This is a genomic window from Hippea jasoniae (genome assembly GCF_000744435.1).
Lineage (GTDB): Bacteria > Campylobacterota_A > Desulfurellia > Desulfurellales > Hippeaceae > Hippea > Hippea jasoniae.
In genome coordinates this window covers 208,338-229,861 of the sequence record NZ_JQLX01000010.1, presented here as the reverse complement: position 1 = coordinate 229,861, position 21,524 = coordinate 208,338, and the positions used below count along the sequence as shown (strand labels likewise).

Here is a 21,524-nt window from a genome sequence, read left to right as displayed (position 1 = left end):
CTTATATCTCGTTTATGCGTGCTTTTTTAATGTTATCAAATTCAATCTTTATATTATCCATCACAATCCCATCCTCTTCAACACCACTTAAAACACCCTTAAAAACCGTCTTTCCTTCGACCGGAAAATGGGTATGAATAAGGCACTTTTTCCCTACGGCTGATTTAAAATGTTCCTTTGTTTTTAATTTTCTATTTATACCGGGGCTTGATACCTCAAGCGTATAACTACCCTCAAACGGATCCTTTACATCTAAAAGTGCAGAAACATTCCTGCTTGCTGCCTCACAATCATCGATAGTAACGCCACCTGGCTTATCGATGTAGATAATAATGCGTTTGGCAGTATATTCAATATCGTAAACACTAAATCCCAGCGATTCCACAATCACACAAATATCCTTTTTCAACTCCTCGTTCACCATCTCTCTCACCTTTATCAAAGAAGGGTTTTTTCTTTTCTTACTTTTCCTTCAGTTTAACAGAAAGAAGGGTATTGTAAAGTAGCATTGCAATGGTCATCGGACCCACACCGCCAGGAACAGGCGTAATATATGAGGCTTTTTGAGAAACTTCCTCAAAATCTACATCTCCGACAACCTTTCCAGCTACTTTACTGATTCCTACATCAACAACAATCGCTCCCTCTTTAACCATATTAGATTTAATCAATCCTGGTTTACCCACAGCAGAAATAACTATATCCGCCCTGCGTGTTTTCTCTTCTAAATTCTGTGTATAAATATGGCACAACTGAACCGTAGCACCAGCGTTTGCCAGCATCAAAGTCATAGGCTTTCCTGTGATATTCCCGGAACCCACCATAACCACATCTTTACCTTTAACATCTATATTGTAATGCTCAAACATCTTCATTATACCAAAAGGCGTGCAGGAGCTAAACAGTGGATTACCTCTTGCAAGCCTACCCATATTGTAAGGATGAAATCCATCCACATCCTTTTTATAATCAATCGCTTCTATAATCTTTTCCTCATCTATATGTTCAGGCAGCGGCAACTGCACCAATATGCCGTGCACCATTGGGTTTTCATTAAGCATTTTAATTACTTCAATTAATTCCTTTTCTGAAACCTCTTTTGGCATCCTGTGGTTGATTGAGTAGATACCCACCTCTTCGCAGGCTTTGGTTTTCATATTTACATAAACCTGACTGGCTGGATTATCCCCAACAAGAATAAAAGCAAGGCCAGGTATTATACCTTTACTCTTTAGCTTTAAAACCTCTTCTTTTATCTGTTGCCTGATTTTTGAGGCAAGTTCTTTTCCATTTAATAAAACCATTTAACTCACCTTCTCGATTCTTGTAATAATAGAACCGTTTTTGAATATGGTTACATCCCCTGTTGATTCCGATACAACAATACTTATTGCATTTGTAACAGCAGTAATAGAGGCAGCAGCTATATGGCGAGCACCAAGACCTTTGGGTAGATCATCCACAGCAGTGGAAACAGAAATATAAGCCCCTGCAGTCTCTATAACGCCGTTGCAATCAATCACTATAGCACCATCCAAAAGACTGTATTCCTTCAGTGTATCATCTAAGTTAACCTTTAAAATATTTCTCTCATCAGGACTATAACCTTTAAAGGGATTAAAAATCATCTGTTTTATGTTTTCAAGCACCTTTTCTTTATCACCCAAAATAAATATAGCACCTACACTTTTGCCCTCTCTACCCTGATTGGCAAGTTCTAAAGCAATCCTTAAAACCTTCTCAAAAACCTCCGGCTTTACCGTTTTTTCAAGGTTTATATCACCCTTAAAGCTCAATAGTTCCTTTTCTTTTGATATATCCAGAAACATAACCGTATCGATACCACCACTTGAACCGGTTAAGGCCACGATATCGTGATCTTTTGATAGAATCCCCGATGATGTACCGATCATTAATGCAACCTTGATCTTATTTATTCTATCAAAACTGATATCAGGTACTTTTATAAGACTGCCAAGCGTCTCTATTGTTTCAATATCATCCTCATTTTCCTCATACTCCGATTCTTTCATAACAATCACTTTGCCAACATCGCCCTCTTTCTCAAAAAACTCAAGTATCTCTTTGTCTTGAGATATGTCGCTGTAGTATGCCACAACAACGCTTTTTGGCGAATTTTTGGCTATTTCAAACGCTTTTTTGAGCAGGTCTTCCCGTATTTGAGCTGTTATCATCGCTCTTTTCTATCTCCTTTTTCAACGAAACATCAAAAACAAAATCGGGGCAGTGGAGGGCTGCCGAATCACTCATGCTGAAGCGTTTTGCGCATGTAGCCCTCCATGCGCATACACTGCAACTTACTCTCTTATCTTCCATCTACATTCTCGCCAATGCTTTATTTATCGCATCAAGATAAGCTTTTGCCGATGCTTCAATAACATCGGTTGATGTTCCCCTGCCGATAATCGTCGTATCCAAATCGGGGAAGTACACCTTTACCGTCACCTCGCCAATTGCATCCTTGCCTTCTGTAAGTGCCTGGATATCGTAGCTAATGAGCTTTCCTTTAACATAGGTAATCCTTTCAAGTGCTCTGAATGTAGCATCAACAGGACCATCACCCAGCGCAGCATCCTCAAATTCTTCGTTGTTTTTAACAAGCTTGATGGTAGCCGTTGGCTTTGCTGAACTTCCTGCAACAACCTGCAGAGAAACAAGCTTATAAACCTGAGGTGTAAGTTTATACTTATCCTCAATCAATGCCCTCAAATCTTCATCATATATCTCTTTTTTCTTATCTGCAAGTTTTTTGAATTCAACAAATATCTCATCTATCTGCTCTTTTGTAAGATTATAACCCAGCTCCTTGAGTCTTTCTTCAAGTCCATGTCTGCCTGAATGTTTTCCTAAAACGAGTTTGCTTGTGTCGATGCCGACATCCTCTGGTTTCATAATCTCATAAGTGCTTTTCTCTTTTATAACTCCATCCTGATGGATACCGGCCTCATGGGCAAAGGCATTTTTACCCACAATAGCCTTATTCCTCTGAACCTTGAGCCCTGTTAGTTTACTTACAAGTCTGCTTGCTGGATAGATCTCCTTTGTATTGATATCTGTATAGCAACCTTTATAGAAATCAGACCTTACCTTTATAGCCATAACTATCTCTTCTAAGGCTGCATTGCCTGCCCTTTCCCCTATACCGTTTATCGTGCATTCAACCTGATTTGCGCCAGCCAAAACAGCAGATAGTGAATTTGCCACAGCCATTCCAAGGTCGTTATGACAGTGAACACTCACAACAGCCTTGTCTATATTGGGCACTTTGTTCATAATGTATTTAATAAGCTCGTAATACTCCTGCGGTGTAGTATAACCAACTGTGTCGGGAATATTAATCGTTTTTGCACCAGCCTTAATAGCCTCTTCAAAAATCTCACACAGATAATCCCAATCGCTTCTTGTTGCATCCTCTGCAGAAAACTCCACATCATCGCAAAAATTCCTTGCATATCTAACAGCATCTACTGCAGCTTCTTTTACAGCCTCATAGCTCATACCCAGCTTCTTTTCAACATGCACAGGACTTGTGGCAATGAAGGTATGGATTCTTTTTCTTTTTGCCTCAGCCAAAGCCTCTGCTGCAGCCTCAATATCCTTTTTCACAGCCCTTGCAAGTGATGCAATAATAGGTTTTTCTAACGCTTTAGATACCTCTTTAATAGCCTCAAGATCTCCCGGGCTTGCCGCAGCAAAACCTGCTTCAATCACATCCACACCCAACTTTTCAAGCTGTTTGGCAATTGCTACCTTCTCAGAGGTATTCATGCTTGCACCTGGTGATTGCTCACCATCCCTTAAGGTCGTATCAAAGATTATTATCTTCCTGTCGCTCATAACCCACCCCCCTAAATCTTAACAATTTTACAATATATTCAACAGGACCTGATATTGCATAGGTAAATACTACAAGCGGTATAAAAATATAAGGTTTAAATACCATCAAAGAAAGCACAAGCACTATCAAAGCAAATACCCTGATCGATATCTTTTTGCTCACACTTGTTTTCTTCATGCTTCTGTATTTAATAGGGCTTATCATCAAAAACGCCAAAAGATACATCGAAATCAAAAACAACAAGTCCAGTTTATGCAAATCAAGTTTAAACTTTAAAAAAACAAGAACAAATGCAGCAACAACACTTGCCCCACCAGGAATCGGTAAACCGATAAAACTCTCACGATGAACAGTTTGAACATTAAACCTTGCAAGCCTCAATGCACCACTGATCAAAAACAAAAAAGAAGCAATAATACCCAATCTTCCAAAATCCTTAAGGACAAATAGATACATCAAAAACGCTGGTGCCACACCAAAACTCACAAGGTCGCTTAATGAGTCATACTCAACACCAAACTGACTTTCTGTATGTGTTAAACGCGCCACCTTGCCATCTAAATTATCAAACAAAACAGCAAAGAGTATTACCCAGGCTGATGCTAAAAATCTACCACTATTGGCAAGCAGTATGGCATAAAAGCCCGCAGCAAGATTTACTGTAGTAAAAAGATTTGGCAGAATATAAACAGCTCTACTTCTTTTCATTTCAAAACACCTATAAGGCTTTCTTTAGCCTTCACTTTTTCATTTAAAACAACAGTCCATTCAATATCTGCATCAACATAAATGTCAACCCTTGAACCAAATCTAATCAAACCTATAATATCGCCCTTTTTAACATAATCACCGGGCTTTGGATATGTTGCAATTCTTCTTGCAACAAGACCCGCAATCTGCACAACCACAACCTTTTTCTTAGAAAGTGTTTCTATTAAAATTGCACTTTGCTCATTATCCAGTGAGGCTTTTTCTACATTTGCAGGCAAAAATTTGCCTTTATTATAAACCGAATCAACAACAAAACCATCCACTGGAGCCCTGTTGATATGAACATCAAACAAAGACATAAATACGCTGATGCGATCTACCTCTTTTTTTAAAAAGAAACGCTCAAAAGCCTTTCCTGCAAAAACGACCCTGCCGTCAGCAGCACTTACCAGACCGTTTTTTAAAGCAGGCATGTTGCGTTTTGGGTTTCTAAAGAAAAAACAGCTATAGGCAGCAGCTGTGGCAAAAGCAATGGATGTATATTTACATTTCAAAGCCCCACAAACAGCTGCTGATAAACCAAAACCTGCTATAAAAGGATAACCCTCTTTTGCTATTAAATCCTTCTCGTTAGTTTTTAGACTCATCTATAGCCTTATTCTCCTCAATCCATGGCATCATTTTTCTCAATTTTGCACCGACTTTCTCAATTGGATGATTCTTATCTTTTTCAATCAGCTTATTAAATACGGTTCTACCGCTTTTATTTTCAAGCACCCACTCGCGTGCAAAGCTTCCATCCTGAATCTCTTTTAAAATAGCCTTCATTCTCTGCTTTACACTTTCGTCTATAACCCTTGGACCCCTTGTCACATCACCGTATTTTGCTGTGTTTGAGATTGAATACCTCATGCCCCAGATGCCGCTTTCATACATCAAATCAACAATCAGTTTTAATTCATGGAATGTTTCAAAATAAGCCATCTCTTCTGGATAACCAGCCTCAACAAGTGTTTCAAAACCTGCTTTTACAAGAGAAGTTACACCGCCACACAATACGGTCTGCTCACCAAATAGATCGGTTTCTGTTTCATCCTTAAATGTTGTCTCAATAACACCTGCCCTTGCACCACCAATTGCGGCTGCATAACTCAAAGCAAGCTCTTTTGTGTTGCCAGAGTAATCCTGAGCTACAGCAATCAACATCGGCACACCCCTGCCTTTTTCATACTCCCTTCTTACAAGATGACCAGGACCTTTTGGTGCAATCATCATAACATTAACATCTGCGGGGGGAACGATTTGACCAAAATGTATATTAAAACCATGTCCAAATGCTATCGTATCACCCTCTTTTAGATTTGGCTCAATCGATTCTTTATATATCTCAGGCTGCAATTCATCTGGTGCAAGTATCATAATCACATCGCCCCATTTAGCAGCTTCAGCAGTTTCCATAACCTTCAAACCTGCTGCTTCAGCCTTTTGCCACGATTTTGACCCCTTTCTTAAACCCACTACAACATCACAGCCTGAGTCTTTCAAATTGTTTGAATGAGCATAACCCTGAGATCCATAACCGATAACAGCAACCTTTTTTGATTTAATTAAAGATAGATCCGCATCCTTTTCATAGTATATATTCAGCGCCATTTAAAACCTCCTACCTCTTCTTTTCTCTTATCATAGCCACTTTTCCCGTTCTTGCAAGCTCTTTTATACCAAAAGGCTCAAGTAGCTTCAAGATAGCATTTATTTTTTCTGTATCACCTGTTACCTCAACCGTATAGGAATCGTGAGAAACATCGACAATTTTACCTCTAAATATATCAACAATCCTCAAAACCTCGGCACGCGTATTCATATCGGTATGCATTTTAATCAAAGCCATTTCACGCTCAACAAACGGCTCATCACCAAATTCCACTACCTTAATTACATCGATTAGCTTATTGAGCTGCTTACCAATCTGCTCAAGCACCTGCTCATTGCCCTCTGTCACTATTGTCATCCTTGAAAGCCCCTCTTCGTTAATGGGAGCAACACTCAAGGCATCTATGTTATAGCCCCGTGCGGCAAACAGGTTTGCCACCCTGCTTAAAACACCTGCCTGGTTCTCTACAATAATAGAAAAAATCCTCTTCATAACCCCCACCCCTCTTTAAGTTAACAGCATATTGCTAATTGGCGCACCCGCAGGCACCATTGGATAAACATTCTCTTCCCTTGCAATGATGGCATCCAACAGGTATGCCCCTTTATGATTTTTCATCTCAACCAAAGCATCCTCAACCTCTTCTTTCTTTCTTATCCTTCTTGCCTTAATACCGTAGCTTTCTGCCAGCTTAACAAAGTCAGGCTGAACCTCTATATTTGTGAAAGCATACCTTCTACCGTAGAACAGCTGTTGCCACTGCCTGACCATACCCAGATAGCCGTTATTTAAAATTATCACCTTAACCGGAATATCATATGCAACAATAGTGGCAAGCTCCTGTTCATTCATCTGAAAGCTTCCATCACCCGCAATCACATAAACGGGTCTATCCTTAAAACCAAACTGTGCTCCAATACCAGCTGGAAAGCCATAACCCATTGTTCCTAAACCACCCGATGTAAGCAGCTGCCTTGGTTTTCTGAATGTATAAAACTGAGCCACCCACATCTGATGCTGACCAACCTCTGTAGATATTACAGGATCATCATCTTTTGTAAGTTCCGCAAGCTTTTCTATAACATATTGAGGCAGAATTTCATCGGTTTCGGTGTTATAGGCCAACTTATGCTCGTTTTTCCATTTCTCGATCTGCTCAAGCCACGGTTTTCTAATTTCGTCAAAATCGATCGAGGAATAATCCTCAAGCACATGCAAAAGCTCCTGTAAAACAAGCCTTGCATCACCAACAAGCGGATAATCCACTTTAATATTTTTACTGATACTTGTTGGATCTATATCGATGTGCACTATCTTGGCATAAGGCGCAAACTCAGAAACCTTACCTGTAACCCTGTCATCAAATCTTGCACCAACAGAAATCAACAAATCGCAATATTGAATAGCCATATTTGCTCTGTAAGTGCCATGCATGCCTGCCATACCAAGGCTTAGCTCGTCATCCTCAGGATATGCACCAATACCCATAAGCGTTGTAAATACTGGAATTTTGAGTTTCTTGGCAAGCTTGAATAACTCCTGATGAGCCTGCGAGGTAATAACGCCTCCACCCACATACAGTAGAGGTTTTTTTGCGGACACTATGGCTTTTGCAACCTTTCTTATCTGCTTGGGATTGCCGTGATATGTGGGATTATAACCCCTGATATGAATGCTCTCTGGGTATTTAAAAGATGCTTTGGAAACCTGCACATCTTTGGGAAAGTCTATCAACACCGGACCCGGCCTACCTGTTGTTGCTATATAGAACGCCTTTTTAATTATCTCTGCTAAATCTTCAACATCTTTAACAAGAAAGTTATACTTGGTGCATGAGCGTGTCATACCAACAATATCGGCTTCCTGAAAAGCATCATTGCCTATAAGATGCGTTGGCACCTGACCGGTAAAAACAATCACAGGTATTGAATCCATGTAAGCTGTCGCAAGCCCTGTTACGGTGTTTGTTGCGCCAGGTCCGCTTGTAACAAGGGCAACGCCTGGTTTGCCAGTAGCGCGTGCATAACCATCTGCCATATGAACAGCAGCCTGTTCATGCCTTGTCAAAATAAATTTAATATCGTTTTGTTTATAAAGCTCATCATGTAGATCGATAATAGCTCCCCCCGGAATACCAAAAAGATATTCCACCCCTTCTTTTTTTAAACTTTCTATAAATATCTGGGATCCTGTAAGCTTCATTGCCCCTCCTTCTTGAGTGGTTTATGAGTTGGATTAAATCATCCCCCCTGCAAGTTTGAGTGATTATTATAGTAAATATAATGAATTTATCAAGAAAAAACTTAAGCTATTTATACTCTTTTTTAATTCTCAACAGCTTAGAATTTATTGCTACAATCACAGTGCTTAAAGACATTAAACCGGCTCCAATAGCTGGAGATATTAATATACCATAATTATATAAAACTCCAGCTGCAAGGGGTATTGCCACAACATTGTAACCCACAGCCCACAATAAATTTTGAATGATTTTATTGTATGTTGCCCTACCTAACAAAATCAATGATACAACATCTTTTGGAGAGCTATTGGTTAAAATAATGTCAGCCGTTTCAATTGCAACATCAGTACCTGATCCAATGGCTATACCAATGTCGGCTTGAGCAAGCGCAGGTGCATCATTAATACCATCACCTGTCATGGCAACAAAATTATTATTCTCTTGTAATTGCTTTATTTTAACAAGTTTTTCGTGAGGCAAAACCTCTGCAAAATACCCATCTATATTTAGCACCTTACTAACATATTCAGCTATATTTTTATTATCCCCTGTAATCATCCAGCATTTAATACCTAAATTATGTAAATCCTTAATCGCCTCTTTTGACTCCTCTCTTATTTCATCTGATAACACAATTAGTCCGATAGGTTTATTATCTTTAAGGACATACACAAAAGAACCCTGATAAGTATTATCAAAAGTTATTTTTATATTGTTTCTTTTAAGATATTGTTCACTAACAAGTGCAATTTTAGATCCATTAATTATGCCTTCAACACCTTCTCCCTTTAAAACATTGAATTTTTCTACATCCAACAACGGGCTCTTTATTTTTTTGAACTTTTCTATTATTCCTCTTGCAATAGGATGTTCAGAACCTTGTTCTAACGATGCTGCATATTGGATTATATTTTCTTGAGTATATTTTTTATCAAAAATTACAACCGATGATACTATAAAATTTCCTTTAGTCAGTGTTCCCGTTTTATCAAATGCCATAATATCTATATTTTTAGAGTTCTCAAAAGCAGTTCTGTTCCTAATTAGTAAACCATTTTTAGCTGCTATTGAGGTTGATACTGCGCTAACTAAAGGTATTGCTAACCCCAATGCGTGTGGACAAGTAATAATCATAACTGTTGCCATTCTCTCTATAGCAAATTCTAAACTCGGTCCAAAAAAATACCAATACAAAAATGTAATAGTTCCAGCTGATATAGCAATTATTGTAAGCCATTTTGCAGCGATATCAGCTATTCTCTGCGTCTTTGATTTTGAAGATTGCGCTTGTTTGACAAGCTCAATAACTTTATGTATATACGACTCTTTACCAGCCTGTTCAACAATAATCTCAATTGTTCCATCACCATTTGTTGAACCACCTATTACTCTATCATTTATTGACTTTTTTATTGGTTTCGATTCGCCAGTAATCATAGATTCATCAATGTAGGTCTCGCCTTTAATGATCGTACCGTCTGCAGGAATCTTTTCCCCAGCTTTAACTAAAACAACATTTCCCTTCTTCAATTTTTCTATATCGATATCAACAAATTTATCATCTATTTTCAAATGAGCTGTTTTAGGCAAAAGTTTTGCAAGCATCTCTAAAGCTTTTGAGGCACTTATAACCGATTTCATTTCTATATAATGGCCAATTAGCATAATATCTATCAGAGTTGCCAATTCCCAGAAAAAGTATTTACCCTTTAAAGCAACAACCACTGCTGTGCTGTAAATGTAGGCCACGCTGATTGCTAATGCAACAAGAAGCATCATTCCTGGTTGTCTATCTTTTAACTCACTATAAGCACCTTTAAAAAAAGGCCATCCTCCATAAAAATACACAAAAGTAGATAAAATCCACAGTATATATTTATTGAAAGGAAGACTTACACTTATACCGACTAACTGCTGAACTAAAGGGGAAAGTGAAAGAATAGGAAAAGTCACAATCAATGATACTATAAACCTCTTTTTGAAGTCATCAGCCATCCTCCTATGATGCTCTAAATGGTCATGTTTATTTACATTATGGCTATCATGTTGATCGTGATTACTATTATGTTTATGATTCATAGATAACATTCCATCCATTCTACACTTTCCCCCTTTTTATCAATTTGACTATTTTACAGCATCTATTGCTTTTTTAAGTTTATTTTCGATATCTGATGCAACATCATGTAATGCATTATTCTCTATTCCTCCCATAAGAACAGTGGGACGAACAGCCGCAACATATACTTCACCTTTAAATTCATATACTATTACATTGCATGGCAACAATAAACCGATATCCTGTTCTGCCTGCATTGCTCTGTGTGCATTAGGAGGATTACATGCTTCAAGTATTACATAATTTTCAATATCAACTTTCAATTTCTCATAAAGTGTATATTTCATATCAATAGTTGATAAGATACCAAAGCCATTCTCTGACAATGCTTTTTTTGTTTTTTGAATTGCATCTACAAATGATAGATTCACCTTTTTCTTATATCCGTAATCCATTTTTCCCTCCTACATTTTAATGATATATTTAATAATTTTATCCATCTCTTCTATCTTTTCATCTATTTCGGATTCATCCTTATACCTCACAGCATCCTTTATGCAGGTTTTTAGATGCTTACTCAGTATCATTGCATTTGACTTTTTTAGAATAGAAATCACTGCCATTAGTTGAGTAGAAATATCAATACAATACCTATTTTCCTCAATCATAGCAGTAACAGCCTTTAAATGCCCTAAAGCAGTTTTTAACAGTTGATAAGCCTCTTTATGTTTTATATCCGCTTTTTCCATAGAACTCACTTACTTACCATCCTCTCTAAAAATCTACTTATCATTTTAAGACAACAAATTTACCATACATACCTTTTGCAGCATGACCAGGAATCTGGCAAATATAGTAATACACGCCAGGGGTGGTTGCCGTAAATGTTGTGCTATCAACATAATATCCCGAATTCGATTTCTTTGGTATGGGCATAATTACAGCCCCTCCAAATGCAACACTGTTCATCATCATGGGCATATTGTTGTAAGGTGGTTGGGTTTTTGTAATCATTATTGCATGAGGCATATCATCATCCTTATTAACAAGTTTAATGGTTATAACAGAGCCTTCTTTAACAACAATAGTAGGATTAACCAAACCATAAACACCGAAGGCATACATATTATCCTCATCAGGAGAAGCTATTATAGGTATAGTAATCTTTGAATCCAAAAATTTTACCGTATTTGTCTTTTTATTAATCCTTACACCAGCAACAGGGATTTTATAGAAACTCTTTAATTCGTTAATTGAAATAGTACTCAAATTTCTCATTTTATTCATCATTTGGGAGCCACCCATCATATTACCCTTCATGTTTCCTTTACCGCCCATCATTTGGGAGCCACCCATCATATTTGTTGCAGAAACAGTAGTATTAAAAGAAAAAGAACCACCCAGCATCAAAACTAAACTAACCACAAAAAAATAACTTCTCATCCCAAACTCCTTTCTATAATTTCTCTAAATCTTTTTTCATTTTTTCAAAAGTTTCTTTGTCTATTTCACCCTTTGCATACCTTTTTTTTAAAATCACAATAGGATCTTCATCTCCTATTGACATCGGGTTATATTCATCCCTACTGTAATCTCTATCCCTATGAGGCGAATTGTTAAACCCAAACTTCACTAAAAAAAGGATTGCAATAACAAAAACGACTAAAATTAAAATACCCATATACCATCCTCCTATTCCCCTAAATCCTAAACCATACATTCCATGAAACACACAAAACCTCCTTAAAATAAATTTATCCCTCCCATATGGGGGGGGGATTAGAAATCACTTATAATATAAAACCTTTTACTAATTTTGTCAAGTAGAAAATCACAAATTATCTTTTATCTTTGTAAACAACCCTGTTGTTTCTAAGGTCTTGACAAGCCTATAGAGCGTTTCATTGACAGGCACATCAACACCTACATCTTTTGCAAGTTTTACAAGATAACCGTTTAGATAATCTATTTCTGTTTTTCTACCTCTCCTTAAATCCTGACCCACACTTGCCTTCCAGCTTCTTGGCTTAAATGACATCATAAACTCAAAAGCCTCTCTGGCTAAAAGATCTATGTCAAAATCAAGATCGAGTTTTTTTCCAACTTCACACATCTCATTAAGAACCCGCTTTGTTATCCATAATGAGTTTTTATTTTCCAAATCCAGCACATCTGTTAATGCATTAATCGTTGCTCCTCCGCAGTAAAACATAAATTTCTTCCATTTATCACGCATGATATTATCTGAAACAAGTACATCAATCCCTACATATCCAAACATCGTTGCTATGTGGTTAAATGTCACCCCCCTTTTTAGACTACCCAAAACGATACCGTGATTAAGAAACTCCTCAATAACATTATCAGATACAAAACGAGAGCCGATATTGCTAACCATAGGAAAAATCTGAGATTCTTTAAAAAGCTTTCTGGCTAAATCCTCTGTATAGATACCGTTTTGAAGTGTTATAAGATTACAAAACGGCCATCTGTTTTTAATATCCTGAAGATTTTTCTGGCTATCGTAGCTTTTTGAAGCTAAAATAACTATATCAACGCCAAAATCCACATCTTCAGGATTTGATGAAATCTCAATTTCAAACCTTTTTTCTTCACCATTCTTTAAAATCACAACTCCTTTTTGTTTTACTGCATCTGCTATCCTTTTGCGTGAAATACAAAATACATTGTTTTGGGTAGATAGCAAACCCGCAAAATATAAACCTAAAGCCCCTGCACCATAAACAACTATATTCATCTTCCAACCTCCACTTTTTTAACAAAACACTACCAAATTTTCTAAAAAATAGCTATAATTTTTAAAAACCCATGGAGGTGTAAAAATGAAGGAGATTGAGGTATCAAAAAACGGTCAGATAGGCTTTATTACACTAAACGATCCTGAGCATTTAAATGTTTTTACAACGCCGCTTGCCCGTCAGCTAAACGATGCACTTGTTGAGCTTGATAACGACAAAGATATACGGGTGGTTGTGATTAATGCGGCAGGTAAAGGGTTTTCTGCTGGTATAGATGTCAACGAATTAAAAGACAAAACACCGCTTGAATTACTCAAAACCACCCAATTAATGGAGCAGATGAACTTAACAATGACAAACATGAAAAAACCAACTATTGCATCGGTAAAAGGGTTTGCCGTGGCAAATGGCTTTGGGCTTGTTGCACTATGTGATCTTGCCGTTGCAGCCAAAGGAACAAAATTTGGTTTAACAGCCATAAATGTGGGTTTATCCTGCATTGGACCTGCTGTTGCTGTATCAAGGATTATAGGTAGAAAAAGAACACTTGAGCTACTGCTTACAGGCAGAATAATTATGGCAGAAGAAGCCTACCAGTGGGGTTTAATAAACAGGGTCGTGGATGATGATAAATTAGAAGAAGAAACAATGAAATTGGCAGAAGAACTTGCTCAAAAAAGCCCTCTTGCACTTCAGATAACAAGAAACGCATTCTACAAAATGGCAGATCTACCACATGAAAAGGCAATTGAGCTTGCAAATTACGCATTCACCCAAATTTGTGCACTTGAGGATGCAAAAGAGGGAGTTGAGGCTTTCCTGCAGAAACGCCAACCAAACTGGAAACTAAAATAAAACTTGAAGCTTTGAGTGGTTTTATTATAATGTTGCTTGGTGCGGGGCGTAGCGCAGCTTGGTAGCGCACCAGTTTCGGGTACTGGGGGTCGTGGGTTCAAGTCCCTCCGCCCCGACCATCTATTTTTCTACATTATCTCCATAAACGGTGTGAAGGCTATTACTTCTGTGTCGTTTTCCTTAACAAGCACCATATGTTCAAGTCTAATGCCAAGTTTTCCTGGAATATAAATCCCCGGCTCTATCGTAAAAACCATATTGGGCTGAATAACCATATCATTTTTCTCATTCAAGAAAGGAAACTCATGAACCTCCAACCCTATCCCATGACCCAGTGAGTGGATAAAATATTTATCCAGACCAAACTTAGCAAGCTCGCTTTTTGCCCTTTTGTAAACCTCACTTGCCTTTGTTCTTGAGGGTGCTATCATCTCAGTTGAGTAAAGCTGAGCATAAAATACAGCGTTAAACAACTCCCTCTTCTCATCAGTCTTTTTGCCCATCAAAAAGGTGTATGTTGTATCTGAATGGTATCCATCGACCTTTGCACCAAAGTCTATAACAACAAAATCCCCTTCTTCTATTTTTCTATCCGTTGGCTGATGGTGCGGATATGCTGCATTAGGTCCTGTTGCAACAATCGTATCAAACGCCTCTTTTTCTGCACCATGCTTTTTCAATTGACAGGCAAGCTCATCAGCTATCTCTTTTTCTGTTAAACCCGGCTTTAGATAAGGATAAACCTTTAAAAATGCGTTTCGCGCAACAACTGCAGCCTTTCTGATAGCGTTAATCTCATCCCTGTCTTTAATCATCCTCAACATTAGCGTTTGATTTGTAAAATCCACAATCTCAAACTCATCAAACGCCTTAATCTGTGCGTATGTTGACCTTAAAAAATCAAACCCAACCCTTAATACACCGTTACTTTTTAAAAACTTAGCTATATCATCAAGGTCGCTTCCAAGTTCAACCCTATCGCCAAGCAGCTGTCTTGCCTCTTCATAGACAAGCCTATTTGTAAACAATTTTACTTGATCCTTTAAAACAATGAGTACGCCACCACTTTTAAAATTACTGAAGTATCTAATATCTGCCTCATTAAACAGCACAACCCCGTCTATGTTAAATTCATCCATCTTCTCTATTAGTTTATTAAGCCTCTCCTGATTCATACCTGATCCTCCCTGACAGTTATATTTCTTTTCTCTTTTGCCTTATACAACGCCTTATCGGCTCTTTTTATCAAAGACTCAATGCTATCGTTTTCTCTAAATTGAGCCACACCAAAGCTTGAGGTTATACTGAATGTTTCATCTTTATATTTGAATTTTAGCCTCTGGATTGCTTCCCTTAGCTTCTCTGCAACATCGTAAGCCTTTTCTAATGTTGTGTTGGGTAGAATAATCAAAAACTCCTCGCCTCCGTATCTAATGGGTATATCCCCTGCTCTAATTAACGATTTTACAGTCTTACAAAAACCCTTCAAAACAATATCACCTGCTAAATGTCCGTAGGTGTTGTTAATCTTGCTGAAATGGTCAAGGTCTGCCATAATGACAGAAAGCGGCTGGTTATACCTTGTGGATTTACTGATCTCCATTGGTAAGAAGTGTAAAAGTCCTCTTCTGTTGTAAATACCGGTAAGCGGATCGACAATGAGATTCTCCTGAGCCTGTTTAAGCTTCTCTTTAAGCTCCTCTATCGTTTTTTTAGCCTCATCCATCTTTTTTGAGTATTCCTCGATTTCATTTTTCATGGTTATGGTTGTATCTTTGATCTTTATTGCAATACCAATAAGTCTTCTGCTTAACTCATCAACATCCACATCTTTGCTGCTTATAGCGTTGTTTATCTCATCTATATGCCCCTGAAATGTATTGACATAATTGTTTGATGATGTGCTAAAAGTAGTTATTGTGTAAATCAAAGCCTTCAGTGCCTTATCAAGCTTGGTCTGCAGCGATGCAATATATTCTTCTTCAAGTTTTTCCTTCTCCTCCACAAGCTCTTTTAGCTGTTTTCTAATCTCTGTCTCATCAAGCCTATATGGACTGCTTGAGAGTTTTGCGTTTAGCTGCTTTACCTTTTCTAAATAATCCTTTGCTTTTTTATCATCGCTTTCAACATCAAGCAGCATAAATAAAATTTCAATAATATCTCGATAAACGATATCTTTTGAATCCTTGGTGGCTGTGCCAAGCCTAAAAAGAATCTCCTTTGCCTGCTTAAGCGATTCAATATCAATCCTGTTTTTTAAAATCTCCTTGACCTCGTCCAATTTATCCCTGTAGCGCTTATCAGCCTCTGCTGATTTTGCAAGAGCAATAAGAATACTGACATCATTAAGCAAAAGCCTGTTAAACTGCCTTTTTTGTTCAAGAATAAACTCATCGTATTTAATAACAAACTCGGCAATCTCATCCCTTAAAGCCTCAAGCGGTTTTATATCCTCCTGAAATTTTATCTTTTTAACCTTCTCTTTGAGTTTATCTATCTCGATATCGATAGGCTTATGCGATGTTTTCAGAGCTATGAGAAGATGAACTATAATCTTTGAAAGGTTGTCTATATAAACTGAACAGTTTACCCTTCCCTTTGAAATAGTCTTTCTTATCATGCCATCCCCCCAACTACATCAATCCTTACGATATTACTACACTTATCAGCTTTTTTTCAATCAAAACAAAAGATTTTTGGCTATTTACACAGAAATTTTTTTCTTGTATCATTGCCAAAGCAGGTAAAAACTGAGGTGCTGCTTGATAAAAACCGAGCGTTTCACAGAAACGCTTAAAACAAACTTTTTAATATTAGCTGTAAGGCTTTTTTCGGTTTCTGGTGCCGTTGTCTGGGTAACGTATCCTCAACTCTACTTCGCACACATCAATAAAATTCAAATAATCTTTATATACAACCTCATCATATACATCTACACGCTGCTTTTTATAATAAGATTCTTTTTACCTAACCAATCAAGGAGGTGCGAGTTATTTTGTTTTTCAACATTTGTTTTTGATCAAATAGTAATATCCTACTTCACATACAACACAGGTGGATTTTCAAGTCCATTCTACTCTGGATATTTTGTTGTTACAACAATATCAGCATTTGTGCTTGGTGTAAGATGGGCACTTTTAACGGCACTTGCAGGTGGAATTTTTTACATATTTTTTAACTATAGCTATGGGATCGGTTTATACAATATTGCTGAAATTATATACAGAATCATACCTTTCTTTGTTATTGCTCTACCTACAGGAATATTAAGCGATCTATTAGAGAAACATATTAAAGAAATCGACTCATTAAACGAAAAACTCAAACAACAAAATATAAAATTGCAGGAATCGTTAGAAAAAATAGAATCTATGCAAAAACAATTAATAAAAAGAGAAAAGGAAAACGCCCTGTTAGAAATAACAGAAGGGCTGGCGCACAGACTGAGAAATCCCATCATGAGTATTGGTGGAATGGCAAATATATTGGATAAAAAATTAAAAAAACAAACACCCCACAAAGAACTTGAAAAGTATGTGGAATACATAAAAACAGAAAGCAAAAATATCAGTCAGATTTTAAACAACATACTGCAGATGAGCGATAGAGAGGTGCAATTAAAATTCATATCTTTGCCCAAGATTATAGAAAAAGTATTAAATGAGTTTGACAATCAAATAAAAACTTATAACATAAAGGTTGTAAAAAAATTTGAAGAAAGGCTTCAGCCCATCAGGAGTGATGAGAAAAAACTCAAGGTTGCTCTAAGAAACATCATCGACAACTGCATTAAAGCAATGAAGAATGGTGGTAACTTAACCATTGAGGTAAAAAAATCTACAGAAATCAAAAATATGGTGGAAATAAACATCATTGATACTGCTGGTGGTATTCCAAAGGAGATTCTAAAAAATATATTCAAACCGTTTGAGTCTGGTGGAGAAGTAAAAAAAGGCATTGGCCTGCCCATAGCAAAACATTCTATTGAGACAGTGGGTGGAGAGTTATACATAGACAGCAAAATAGGTCAGGGCACGACATTTAAAATACTACTGCCGATGTGAGGTTTAAAAAATGAAAAAAATTGTCTTAAGTGGAATGAGGCCAACAGGTATCCTGCATCTTGGAAACCTTTATGGCGCTTTGAGCAACTGGATAGAGCTTCAGAACAAAGACTATGAAAGATTCTACTTTGTTGCAGACTGGCATGCTCTAACAACGGGCTTTTCAAACTCAACCGATATTCCTCAAAATACGATCAATATGGTTGTAGATTGGCTGGCATTTGGGCTTGATGCAGAAAAAAATACACTATTTGTCCAATCGCTTGTAAAAGAACATGCAGAGTTGTTTTTGCTTCTATCGATGATTACACCTGTTAGCTGGCTTGAAAGAGTGCCTTCATATAAAGATCAGATCGCCCAGCTTGGCAAAAGCAAAACATCCAATTACGGATTTTTGGGCTATCCTGTATTGATGGCTGCAGATATCATAATATACAAAGCCCACTATGTGCCTGTGGGGCTTGATCAGGTTGCCCATCTTGAATTTACACGAGAATTGGTGCGCCATTTTAACCATACGGTAGAAAAAGAGGTCTTCATCGAGCCGCAACCATTGCTTACAGAGGTGCCAAAGATTCTTGGACTTGATGGAAGAAAAATGAGTAAGTCTTATGATAACGCCATCTACCTATCAGACACAGAGGAAGAAACAGCCAAAAAAATCAAGGTTATGTTTACAGATCCAAGAAGAAAAAGAAAAAGTGATCCCGGTGTGGCAAAAGATTGCGGAGTATTTATGCTTCATAAAATATTTACAGACAAGCAAAAACAAAACGAGATAGAAAAAGCCTGCAGTCAAGCAACAATAGGATGTGTTGAATGTAAAAAAATGCTCATAGAAAATCTAAACAATGCCTTAAAACCAATCAGGGAAAAAAGAAACGAACTGTTGCAAAAAAAGGATTATGTAAAAGAAATATTAATTGAAGGCTCAAAAAAAGCCTCCCTAAAAGCAAAAGAAACGATGGAAGAGGTGAGAGATGCCATTTTTTCAAAAGGAAGACTTGGATAAAATTAAAAGAGACTTTTTAGATCCCCTAACAGGCTTAAACAACAAATCCAGCCTTTTTTATATCACGCAACACATATTAAGACAGTTTGAAAGATACGAAGAAAACTGGAGTATGATAATATTTAGCGCCAAAAAAGATGAAAACATCCGCATAGACTGCAGTGATATCTCTCAAAACGAGATAGATAAAGCAATTGCAGAAAAGCTAAAAGAGATAACCCGCAGAAGCGATATTCTGTTTAGATGCTCTGATGGCATATTCTGCATCCTAACAAGGGTATTTGAGGGTGACGATATTGTAATGTTTTGCAACAAGATAAAAAATCACCTCCTTCAACTCAAAAAGGATGGATGCAGTTTAGAAATAAAGCCAAAATTCGGTATCACCTTCTCAAAAATGCCAGACACAACAGAAAGCTTTGCAGAACGCTCATTTGATGCTCTAAACAAAGCAATTAAAGAAAATCAAGATATAGTAGTAGAAACTTAGCCACTTAAGAACTCTCTGTCAATAAAGTTTGTATCGTAGTTATTGTTTATAAAATCCGATGTTGTAAGCAGTTTTTTGAAGAAATCGATGTTGGTTTTAATACCCTCTATAATAAACTCATTGAGGCATCTAAGCATCCTTTTTCGAGCCTCTTCTCTATCGCTACCCCTAACAATAAGCTTTGCTATCATCGAATCGTAGTATGGTGAAACATTTGAATTACAACCTATAGCTGTATCCACCCTTACACCGGGTCCTCCTGGCAGATAAAGGTTGGTAATTCTACCCGGTGATGGATAAAACTTAACAGGATCTTCTGCGTTAATCCTGCACTCTATCACATGAAATTTGGGTGAAAGCCCGACCTGAAGCAAATCAAGCTCCCTGCCTGCTGCAACCTTTATCTGCTCCTTTATTAAATCAACGCCATATACCATCTCACTAACAGGATGCTCAACCTGAATACGTGTGTTAATCTCTATAAAATAGAATTCTTCTCCGTCAAAAAGAAACTCAAGCGTGCCTGCGTTTTTATATCCAAGAATCTTTGCTGCCTCCACGGCTGTTTCATGAAGCCTTTTTCTTGTTGCTTCCTTTAAAACAGGGGATGGGGACTCCTCAAGAAGTTTTTGATGTCTGCGCTGCAGTGTGCAATCCCTCTCACCAATATGCACAACATTGCCGTATTCATCAGCTAAAATCTGAACCTCGATATGTCTTGGATGTTCTATAAACTTTTCAAGATATATATCATCCTTACCAAAAGAGGCCTTTGCCTCAAGCTTTGCAGACCTGAAAGCATCAATAAGCTCCTCTTTTGAGCGAACAACACGCATACCTCTACCACCACCGCCCCATGCAGCCTTAAGCAAAACAGGATATCCAATATCGTTTGCTATTTTAATCAGGGCATCCTCATCCTCTATCGAGCCTTTGCTGCCTGGCACCGTTGGTATACCATTTTCATCTAAAATAGCCTTCACGGTAGATTTATCTGCAAGTCTTTCCATTGTTTCTGCATCTGGGCCTATAAACTTAACGCCTAAATCCTTACACACCCTTACAAACGATGGATTTTCTGATAAAAATCCATATCCCGGATGCACTGCATCACATCTGGAGTTTGCTATTGCCTGTGCTATGTTAAACAGATGAAGATAGCTCTTTGTAGCCTCAGCCGGCCCAATGCATATAGCCTCATCGGCAAGTTTAACATGCAATGAATCCTTATCCTCTGTTGAATAGACAGCCACGGTTTCTATGCCAAGCTCTCTTGCTGCTCTAATAATTCTTACGGCAATCTCACCTCTGTTTGCAATAAGAATCTTCTTAAACATCAATCCAACCTCTTAACAAGGAATAGCGGCTGGTCGTATTCAACTTTTTGACCATTTTCTACTAAAATCTTTTCTATTCTGCATGGAAACTCAGCCTCAAGCTCATTCATAATCTTCATTGCCTCTAAAATACACAGCACATCGCCTTTTTTAACCTCATCGCCTACCTCAACATAAGGCGGCGATGTGGGCGATGGTGCCCTGTAAAATGTTGCAACCATAGGTGATTTTATCTCAACAAGGCCGCTTGTATCCTCAACCGCTACCTTTTTCTCCTCCTCTGCTTTTTGAGTTTGAGAGGGCTTGGCTGCCTCAACAACAACAGGTTGAGGTTGAGCAACGATGTTTTCTGCAACAAACGCCTCTTTCTTCTTCAAAACTATCTGAATCTCATCATCCTTATATTCAAACTCAACAAACTGGCTTTTTTCAACAAACCTCATCAAATCCTTTAAAGACTTTAAATCCATAAATCTCCTCCT

Annotated in this window: 24 protein-coding genes and 1 tRNA gene; 5 read left to right on the top strand and 20 right to left on the bottom strand. The window is 37.7% G+C overall.

The window, feature by feature from the left end; all coding sequences use genetic code 11:
• Position 1: 1 nt before the first annotated feature.
• The 16 genes from EK17_RS01860 to EK17_RS01790 all read right to left on the bottom strand — a co-directional run bounded on the left by EK17_RS01860 (position 2) and on the right by EK17_RS01790 (position 13,283).
• On the bottom strand, positions 2 to 424 hold the full coding sequence (locus EK17_RS01860) for a ribosome maturation factor RimP (RefSeq protein ID WP_035586974.1): 423 nt from the start codon (positions 422 to 424) through the stop codon (positions 2 to 4).
• A gap of 37 nt (positions 425 to 461) precedes the next feature.
• A complete protein-coding gene (gene folD, locus EK17_RS01855; protein WP_035586973.1) occupies positions 462 to 1,304 on the bottom strand; it encodes a bifunctional methylenetetrahydrofolate dehydrogenase/methenyltetrahydrofolate cyclohydrolase FolD in 843 nt (280 codons plus the stop codon).
• Positions 1,305 to 2,195 carry a DNA integrity scanning protein DisA nucleotide-binding domain protein gene (locus EK17_RS01850; protein WP_051904347.1) on the bottom strand — a complete coding sequence of 297 codons (891 nt, stop codon included), beginning with the start codon at positions 2,193 to 2,195 and terminating at the stop codon, positions 1,305 to 1,307.
• Entirely contained in the window at positions 2,149 to 2,337 is a 189-nt protein-coding gene (locus EK17_RS09225) for a hypothetical protein (protein WP_084675047.1), read from the bottom strand. The genes EK17_RS01850 and EK17_RS09225 overlap by 47 nt, the downstream gene beginning before the upstream one ends.
• The gene (locus EK17_RS01845) at positions 2,338 to 3,858 is read right to left on the bottom strand and encodes a 2-isopropylmalate synthase (RefSeq protein ID WP_035586972.1); all 1,521 of its coding nucleotides are present in this window, start codon (positions 3,856 to 3,858) and stop codon (positions 2,338 to 2,340) included.
• Positions 3,830 to 4,567 (bottom strand): CDP-diacylglycerol--serine O-phosphatidyltransferase, encoded by a 738-nt coding sequence (pssA, locus tag EK17_RS01840; RefSeq protein ID WP_035586970.1) that lies wholly within the window; start codon positions 4,565 to 4,567, stop codon positions 3,830 to 3,832. Before pssA ends, EK17_RS01845 begins: the two co-directional genes overlap by 29 nt.
• Positions 4,564 to 5,217, bottom strand: a complete 654-nt coding sequence (locus EK17_RS01835) for a phosphatidylserine decarboxylase family protein (RefSeq protein ID WP_035586968.1) — start codon at positions 5,215 to 5,217, stop codon at positions 4,564 to 4,566. The genes pssA and EK17_RS01835 overlap by 4 nt, the downstream gene beginning before the upstream one ends.
• The gene (gene ilvC / locus EK17_RS01830) at positions 5,201 to 6,217 is read right to left on the bottom strand and encodes a ketol-acid reductoisomerase (protein ID WP_035587093.1); all 1,017 of its coding nucleotides are present in this window, start codon (positions 6,215 to 6,217) and stop codon (positions 5,201 to 5,203) included. Before ilvC ends, EK17_RS01835 begins: the two co-directional genes overlap by 17 nt.
• A 16-nt stretch (positions 6,218 to 6,233) precedes the next feature.
• Positions 6,234 to 6,716 (bottom strand): acetolactate synthase small subunit, encoded by a 483-nt coding sequence (ilvN, locus tag EK17_RS01825; RefSeq protein WP_035586966.1) that lies wholly within the window; start codon positions 6,714 to 6,716, stop codon positions 6,234 to 6,236.
• 15 nt (positions 6,717 to 6,731) lie between these two features.
• The gene (gene ilvB, locus EK17_RS01820) at positions 6,732 to 8,426 is read right to left on the bottom strand and encodes a biosynthetic-type acetolactate synthase large subunit (protein WP_035586965.1); all 1,695 of its coding nucleotides are present in this window, start codon (positions 8,424 to 8,426) and stop codon (positions 6,732 to 6,734) included.
• A gap of 106 nt (positions 8,427 to 8,532) precedes the next feature.
• A complete protein-coding gene (locus tag EK17_RS01815) occupies positions 8,533 to 10,563 on the bottom strand; it encodes a copper-translocating P-type ATPase (RefSeq protein WP_198018124.1) in 2,031 nt (676 codons plus the stop codon).
• 30 nt (positions 10,564 to 10,593) lie between these two features.
• Positions 10,594 to 10,980, bottom strand: coding sequence for a DUF302 domain-containing protein (locus tag EK17_RS01810; protein WP_035586962.1), 387 nt, complete (start codon positions 10,978 to 10,980; stop codon positions 10,594 to 10,596).
• Positions 10,981 to 10,989: 9 nt separating this feature from the next.
• Positions 10,990 to 11,274: a metal-sensing transcriptional repressor gene (locus tag EK17_RS01805; RefSeq protein WP_035586960.1), complete on the bottom strand. Its 285-nt coding sequence runs from the start codon at positions 11,272 to 11,274 to the stop codon at positions 10,990 to 10,992.
• Positions 11,275 to 11,314: 40 nt separating this feature from the next.
• Positions 11,315 to 11,968 (bottom strand): plastocyanin/azurin family copper-binding protein, encoded by a 654-nt coding sequence (locus tag EK17_RS08895; RefSeq protein WP_051904346.1) that lies wholly within the window; start codon positions 11,966 to 11,968, stop codon positions 11,315 to 11,317.
• 13 nt (positions 11,969 to 11,981) lie between these two features.
• Positions 11,982 to 12,257 (bottom strand): SHOCT domain-containing protein, encoded by a 276-nt coding sequence (locus EK17_RS01795; RefSeq protein ID WP_198018123.1) that lies wholly within the window; start codon positions 12,255 to 12,257, stop codon positions 11,982 to 11,984.
• Between the two features lie 99 nt (positions 12,258 to 12,356).
• Positions 12,357 to 13,283, bottom strand: coding sequence for a ketopantoate reductase family protein (locus tag EK17_RS01790; protein WP_035586958.1), 927 nt, complete (start codon positions 13,281 to 13,283; stop codon positions 12,357 to 12,359).
• Between the two features lie 85 nt (positions 13,284 to 13,368).
• Between EK17_RS01790 and EK17_RS01785 the strand changes: the two genes are divergently transcribed.
• Together EK17_RS01785 and EK17_RS01780 are read left to right on the top strand one after the other, a co-directional pair.
• Positions 13,369 to 14,139 (top strand): enoyl-CoA hydratase/isomerase family protein, encoded by a 771-nt coding sequence (locus EK17_RS01785; RefSeq protein WP_035586956.1) that lies wholly within the window; start codon positions 13,369 to 13,371, stop codon positions 14,137 to 14,139.
• A 42-nt stretch (positions 14,140 to 14,181) separates the two neighbouring features.
• A tRNA-Pro gene (locus EK17_RS01780) sits at positions 14,182 to 14,258 on the top strand.
• Between the two features lie 9 nt (positions 14,259 to 14,267).
• Here the strand turns inward: EK17_RS01780 and EK17_RS01775 are convergent.
• Both EK17_RS01775 and EK17_RS01770 read right to left on the bottom strand, forming a co-directional pair.
• Positions 14,268 to 15,314 (bottom strand): M24 family metallopeptidase, encoded by a 1,047-nt coding sequence (locus tag EK17_RS01775; protein WP_035586954.1) that lies wholly within the window; start codon positions 15,312 to 15,314, stop codon positions 14,268 to 14,270.
• Positions 15,311 to 16,759 (bottom strand): GGDEF domain-containing protein, encoded by a 1,449-nt coding sequence (locus EK17_RS01770; protein ID WP_035586952.1) that lies wholly within the window; start codon positions 16,757 to 16,759, stop codon positions 15,311 to 15,313. Before EK17_RS01770 ends, EK17_RS01775 begins: the two co-directional genes overlap by 4 nt.
• Before the next feature lie 142 nt (positions 16,760 to 16,901).
• Between EK17_RS01770 and EK17_RS01765 the strand changes: the two genes are divergently transcribed.
• From EK17_RS01765 to EK17_RS01755, 3 genes are read left to right on the top strand one after another with little or no spacing between them, the layout of a single operon-like run.
• A complete protein-coding gene (locus tag EK17_RS01765; RefSeq protein WP_035586950.1) occupies positions 16,902 to 18,203 on the top strand; it encodes a sensor histidine kinase in 1,302 nt (433 codons plus the stop codon).
• Positions 18,204 to 18,213: 10 nt separating this feature from the next.
• A complete protein-coding gene (trpS, locus tag EK17_RS01760) occupies positions 18,214 to 19,215 on the top strand; it encodes a tryptophan--tRNA ligase (RefSeq protein ID WP_035586948.1) in 1,002 nt (333 codons plus the stop codon).
• Positions 19,184 to 19,705: a GGDEF domain-containing protein gene (locus tag EK17_RS01755; protein ID WP_035586945.1), complete on the top strand. Its 522-nt coding sequence runs from the start codon at positions 19,184 to 19,186 to the stop codon at positions 19,703 to 19,705. The genes trpS and EK17_RS01755 overlap by 32 nt, the downstream gene beginning before the upstream one ends.
• On the opposite strand, the gene accC is transcribed toward EK17_RS01755, so the two are convergent.
• Both accC and accB read right to left on the bottom strand, forming a co-directional pair.
• Entirely contained in the window at positions 19,702 to 21,042 is a 1,341-nt protein-coding gene (gene accC, locus EK17_RS01750) for an acetyl-CoA carboxylase biotin carboxylase subunit (RefSeq protein WP_035586944.1), read from the bottom strand. The two genes, EK17_RS01755 and accC, sit on opposite strands and share 4 nt — an antisense overlap.
• A complete protein-coding gene (gene accB / locus EK17_RS01745) occupies positions 21,042 to 21,512 on the bottom strand; it encodes an acetyl-CoA carboxylase biotin carboxyl carrier protein (RefSeq protein ID WP_035586943.1) in 471 nt (156 codons plus the stop codon). The genes accC and accB overlap by 1 nt, the downstream gene beginning before the upstream one ends.
• Positions 21,513 to 21,524 lie beyond the last annotated feature (12 nt).

Excerpts from the sequence above, each read along its gene's own strand:
- EK17_RS01860 (WP_035586974.1), bottom strand. The coding sequence starts at position 424 with ATGGTGAACGAGGAGTTGAAAAAGGATATTTGTGTGATTGTGGAATCG.
- folD (WP_035586973.1), bottom strand. The coding sequence starts at position 1,304 with ATGGTTTTATTAAATGGAAAAGAACTTGCCTCAAAAATCAGGCAACAG.
- EK17_RS01850 (WP_051904347.1), bottom strand. The coding sequence starts at position 2,195 with ATGATAACAGCTCAAATACGGGAAGACCTGCTCAAAAAAGCGTTTGAA.
- EK17_RS09225 (WP_084675047.1), bottom strand. The coding sequence starts at position 2,337 with ATGGAAGATAAGAGAGTAAGTTGCAGTGTATGCGCATGGAGGGCTACA.
- EK17_RS01845 (WP_035586972.1), bottom strand. The coding sequence starts at position 3,858 with ATGAGCGACAGGAAGATAATAATCTTTGATACGACCTTAAGGGATGGT.
- pssA (WP_035586970.1), bottom strand. The coding sequence starts at position 4,567 with ATGAAAAGAAGTAGAGCTGTTTATATTCTGCCAAATCTTTTTACTACA.
- EK17_RS01835 (WP_035586968.1), bottom strand. The coding sequence starts at position 5,217 with ATGAGTCTAAAAACTAACGAGAAGGATTTAATAGCAAAAGAGGGTTAT.
- ilvN (WP_035586966.1), bottom strand. The coding sequence starts at position 6,716 with ATGAAGAGGATTTTTTCTATTATTGTAGAGAACCAGGCAGGTGTTTTA.
- ilvB (WP_035586965.1), bottom strand. The coding sequence starts at position 8,426 with ATGAAGCTTACAGGATCCCAGATATTTATAGAAAGTTTAAAAAAAGAA.
- EK17_RS01815 (WP_198018124.1), bottom strand. The coding sequence starts at position 10,563 with ATGGATGGAATGTTATCTATGAATCATAAACATAATAGTAATCACGAT.
- EK17_RS01810 (WP_035586962.1), bottom strand. The coding sequence starts at position 10,980 with ATGGATTACGGATATAAGAAAAAGGTGAATCTATCATTTGTAGATGCA.
- EK17_RS01805 (WP_035586960.1), bottom strand. The coding sequence starts at position 11,274 with ATGGAAAAAGCGGATATAAAACATAAAGAGGCTTATCAACTGTTAAAA.
- EK17_RS08895 (WP_051904346.1), bottom strand. The coding sequence starts at position 11,968 with ATGAGAAGTTATTTTTTTGTGGTTAGTTTAGTTTTGATGCTGGGTGGT.
- EK17_RS01790 (WP_035586958.1), bottom strand. The coding sequence starts at position 13,283 with ATGAATATAGTTGTTTATGGTGCAGGGGCTTTAGGTTTATATTTTGCG.
- EK17_RS01785 (WP_035586956.1), top strand. The coding sequence starts at position 13,369 with ATGAAGGAGATTGAGGTATCAAAAAACGGTCAGATAGGCTTTATTACA.
- EK17_RS01775 (WP_035586954.1), bottom strand. The coding sequence starts at position 15,314 with ATGAATCAGGAGAGGCTTAATAAACTAATAGAGAAGATGGATGAATTT.
- EK17_RS01770 (WP_035586952.1), bottom strand. The coding sequence starts at position 16,759 with ATGATAAGAAAGACTATTTCAAAGGGAAGGGTAAACTGTTCAGTTTAT.
- trpS (WP_035586948.1), top strand. The coding sequence starts at position 18,214 with ATGAAAAAAATTGTCTTAAGTGGAATGAGGCCAACAGGTATCCTGCAT.
- EK17_RS01755 (WP_035586945.1), top strand. The coding sequence starts at position 19,184 with ATGCCATTTTTTCAAAAGGAAGACTTGGATAAAATTAAAAGAGACTTT.
- accC (WP_035586944.1), bottom strand. The coding sequence starts at position 21,042 with ATGTTTAAGAAGATTCTTATTGCAAACAGAGGTGAGATTGCCGTAAGA.
- accB (WP_035586943.1), bottom strand. The coding sequence starts at position 21,512 with ATGGATTTAAAGTCTTTAAAGGATTTGATGAGGTTTGTTGAAAAAAGC.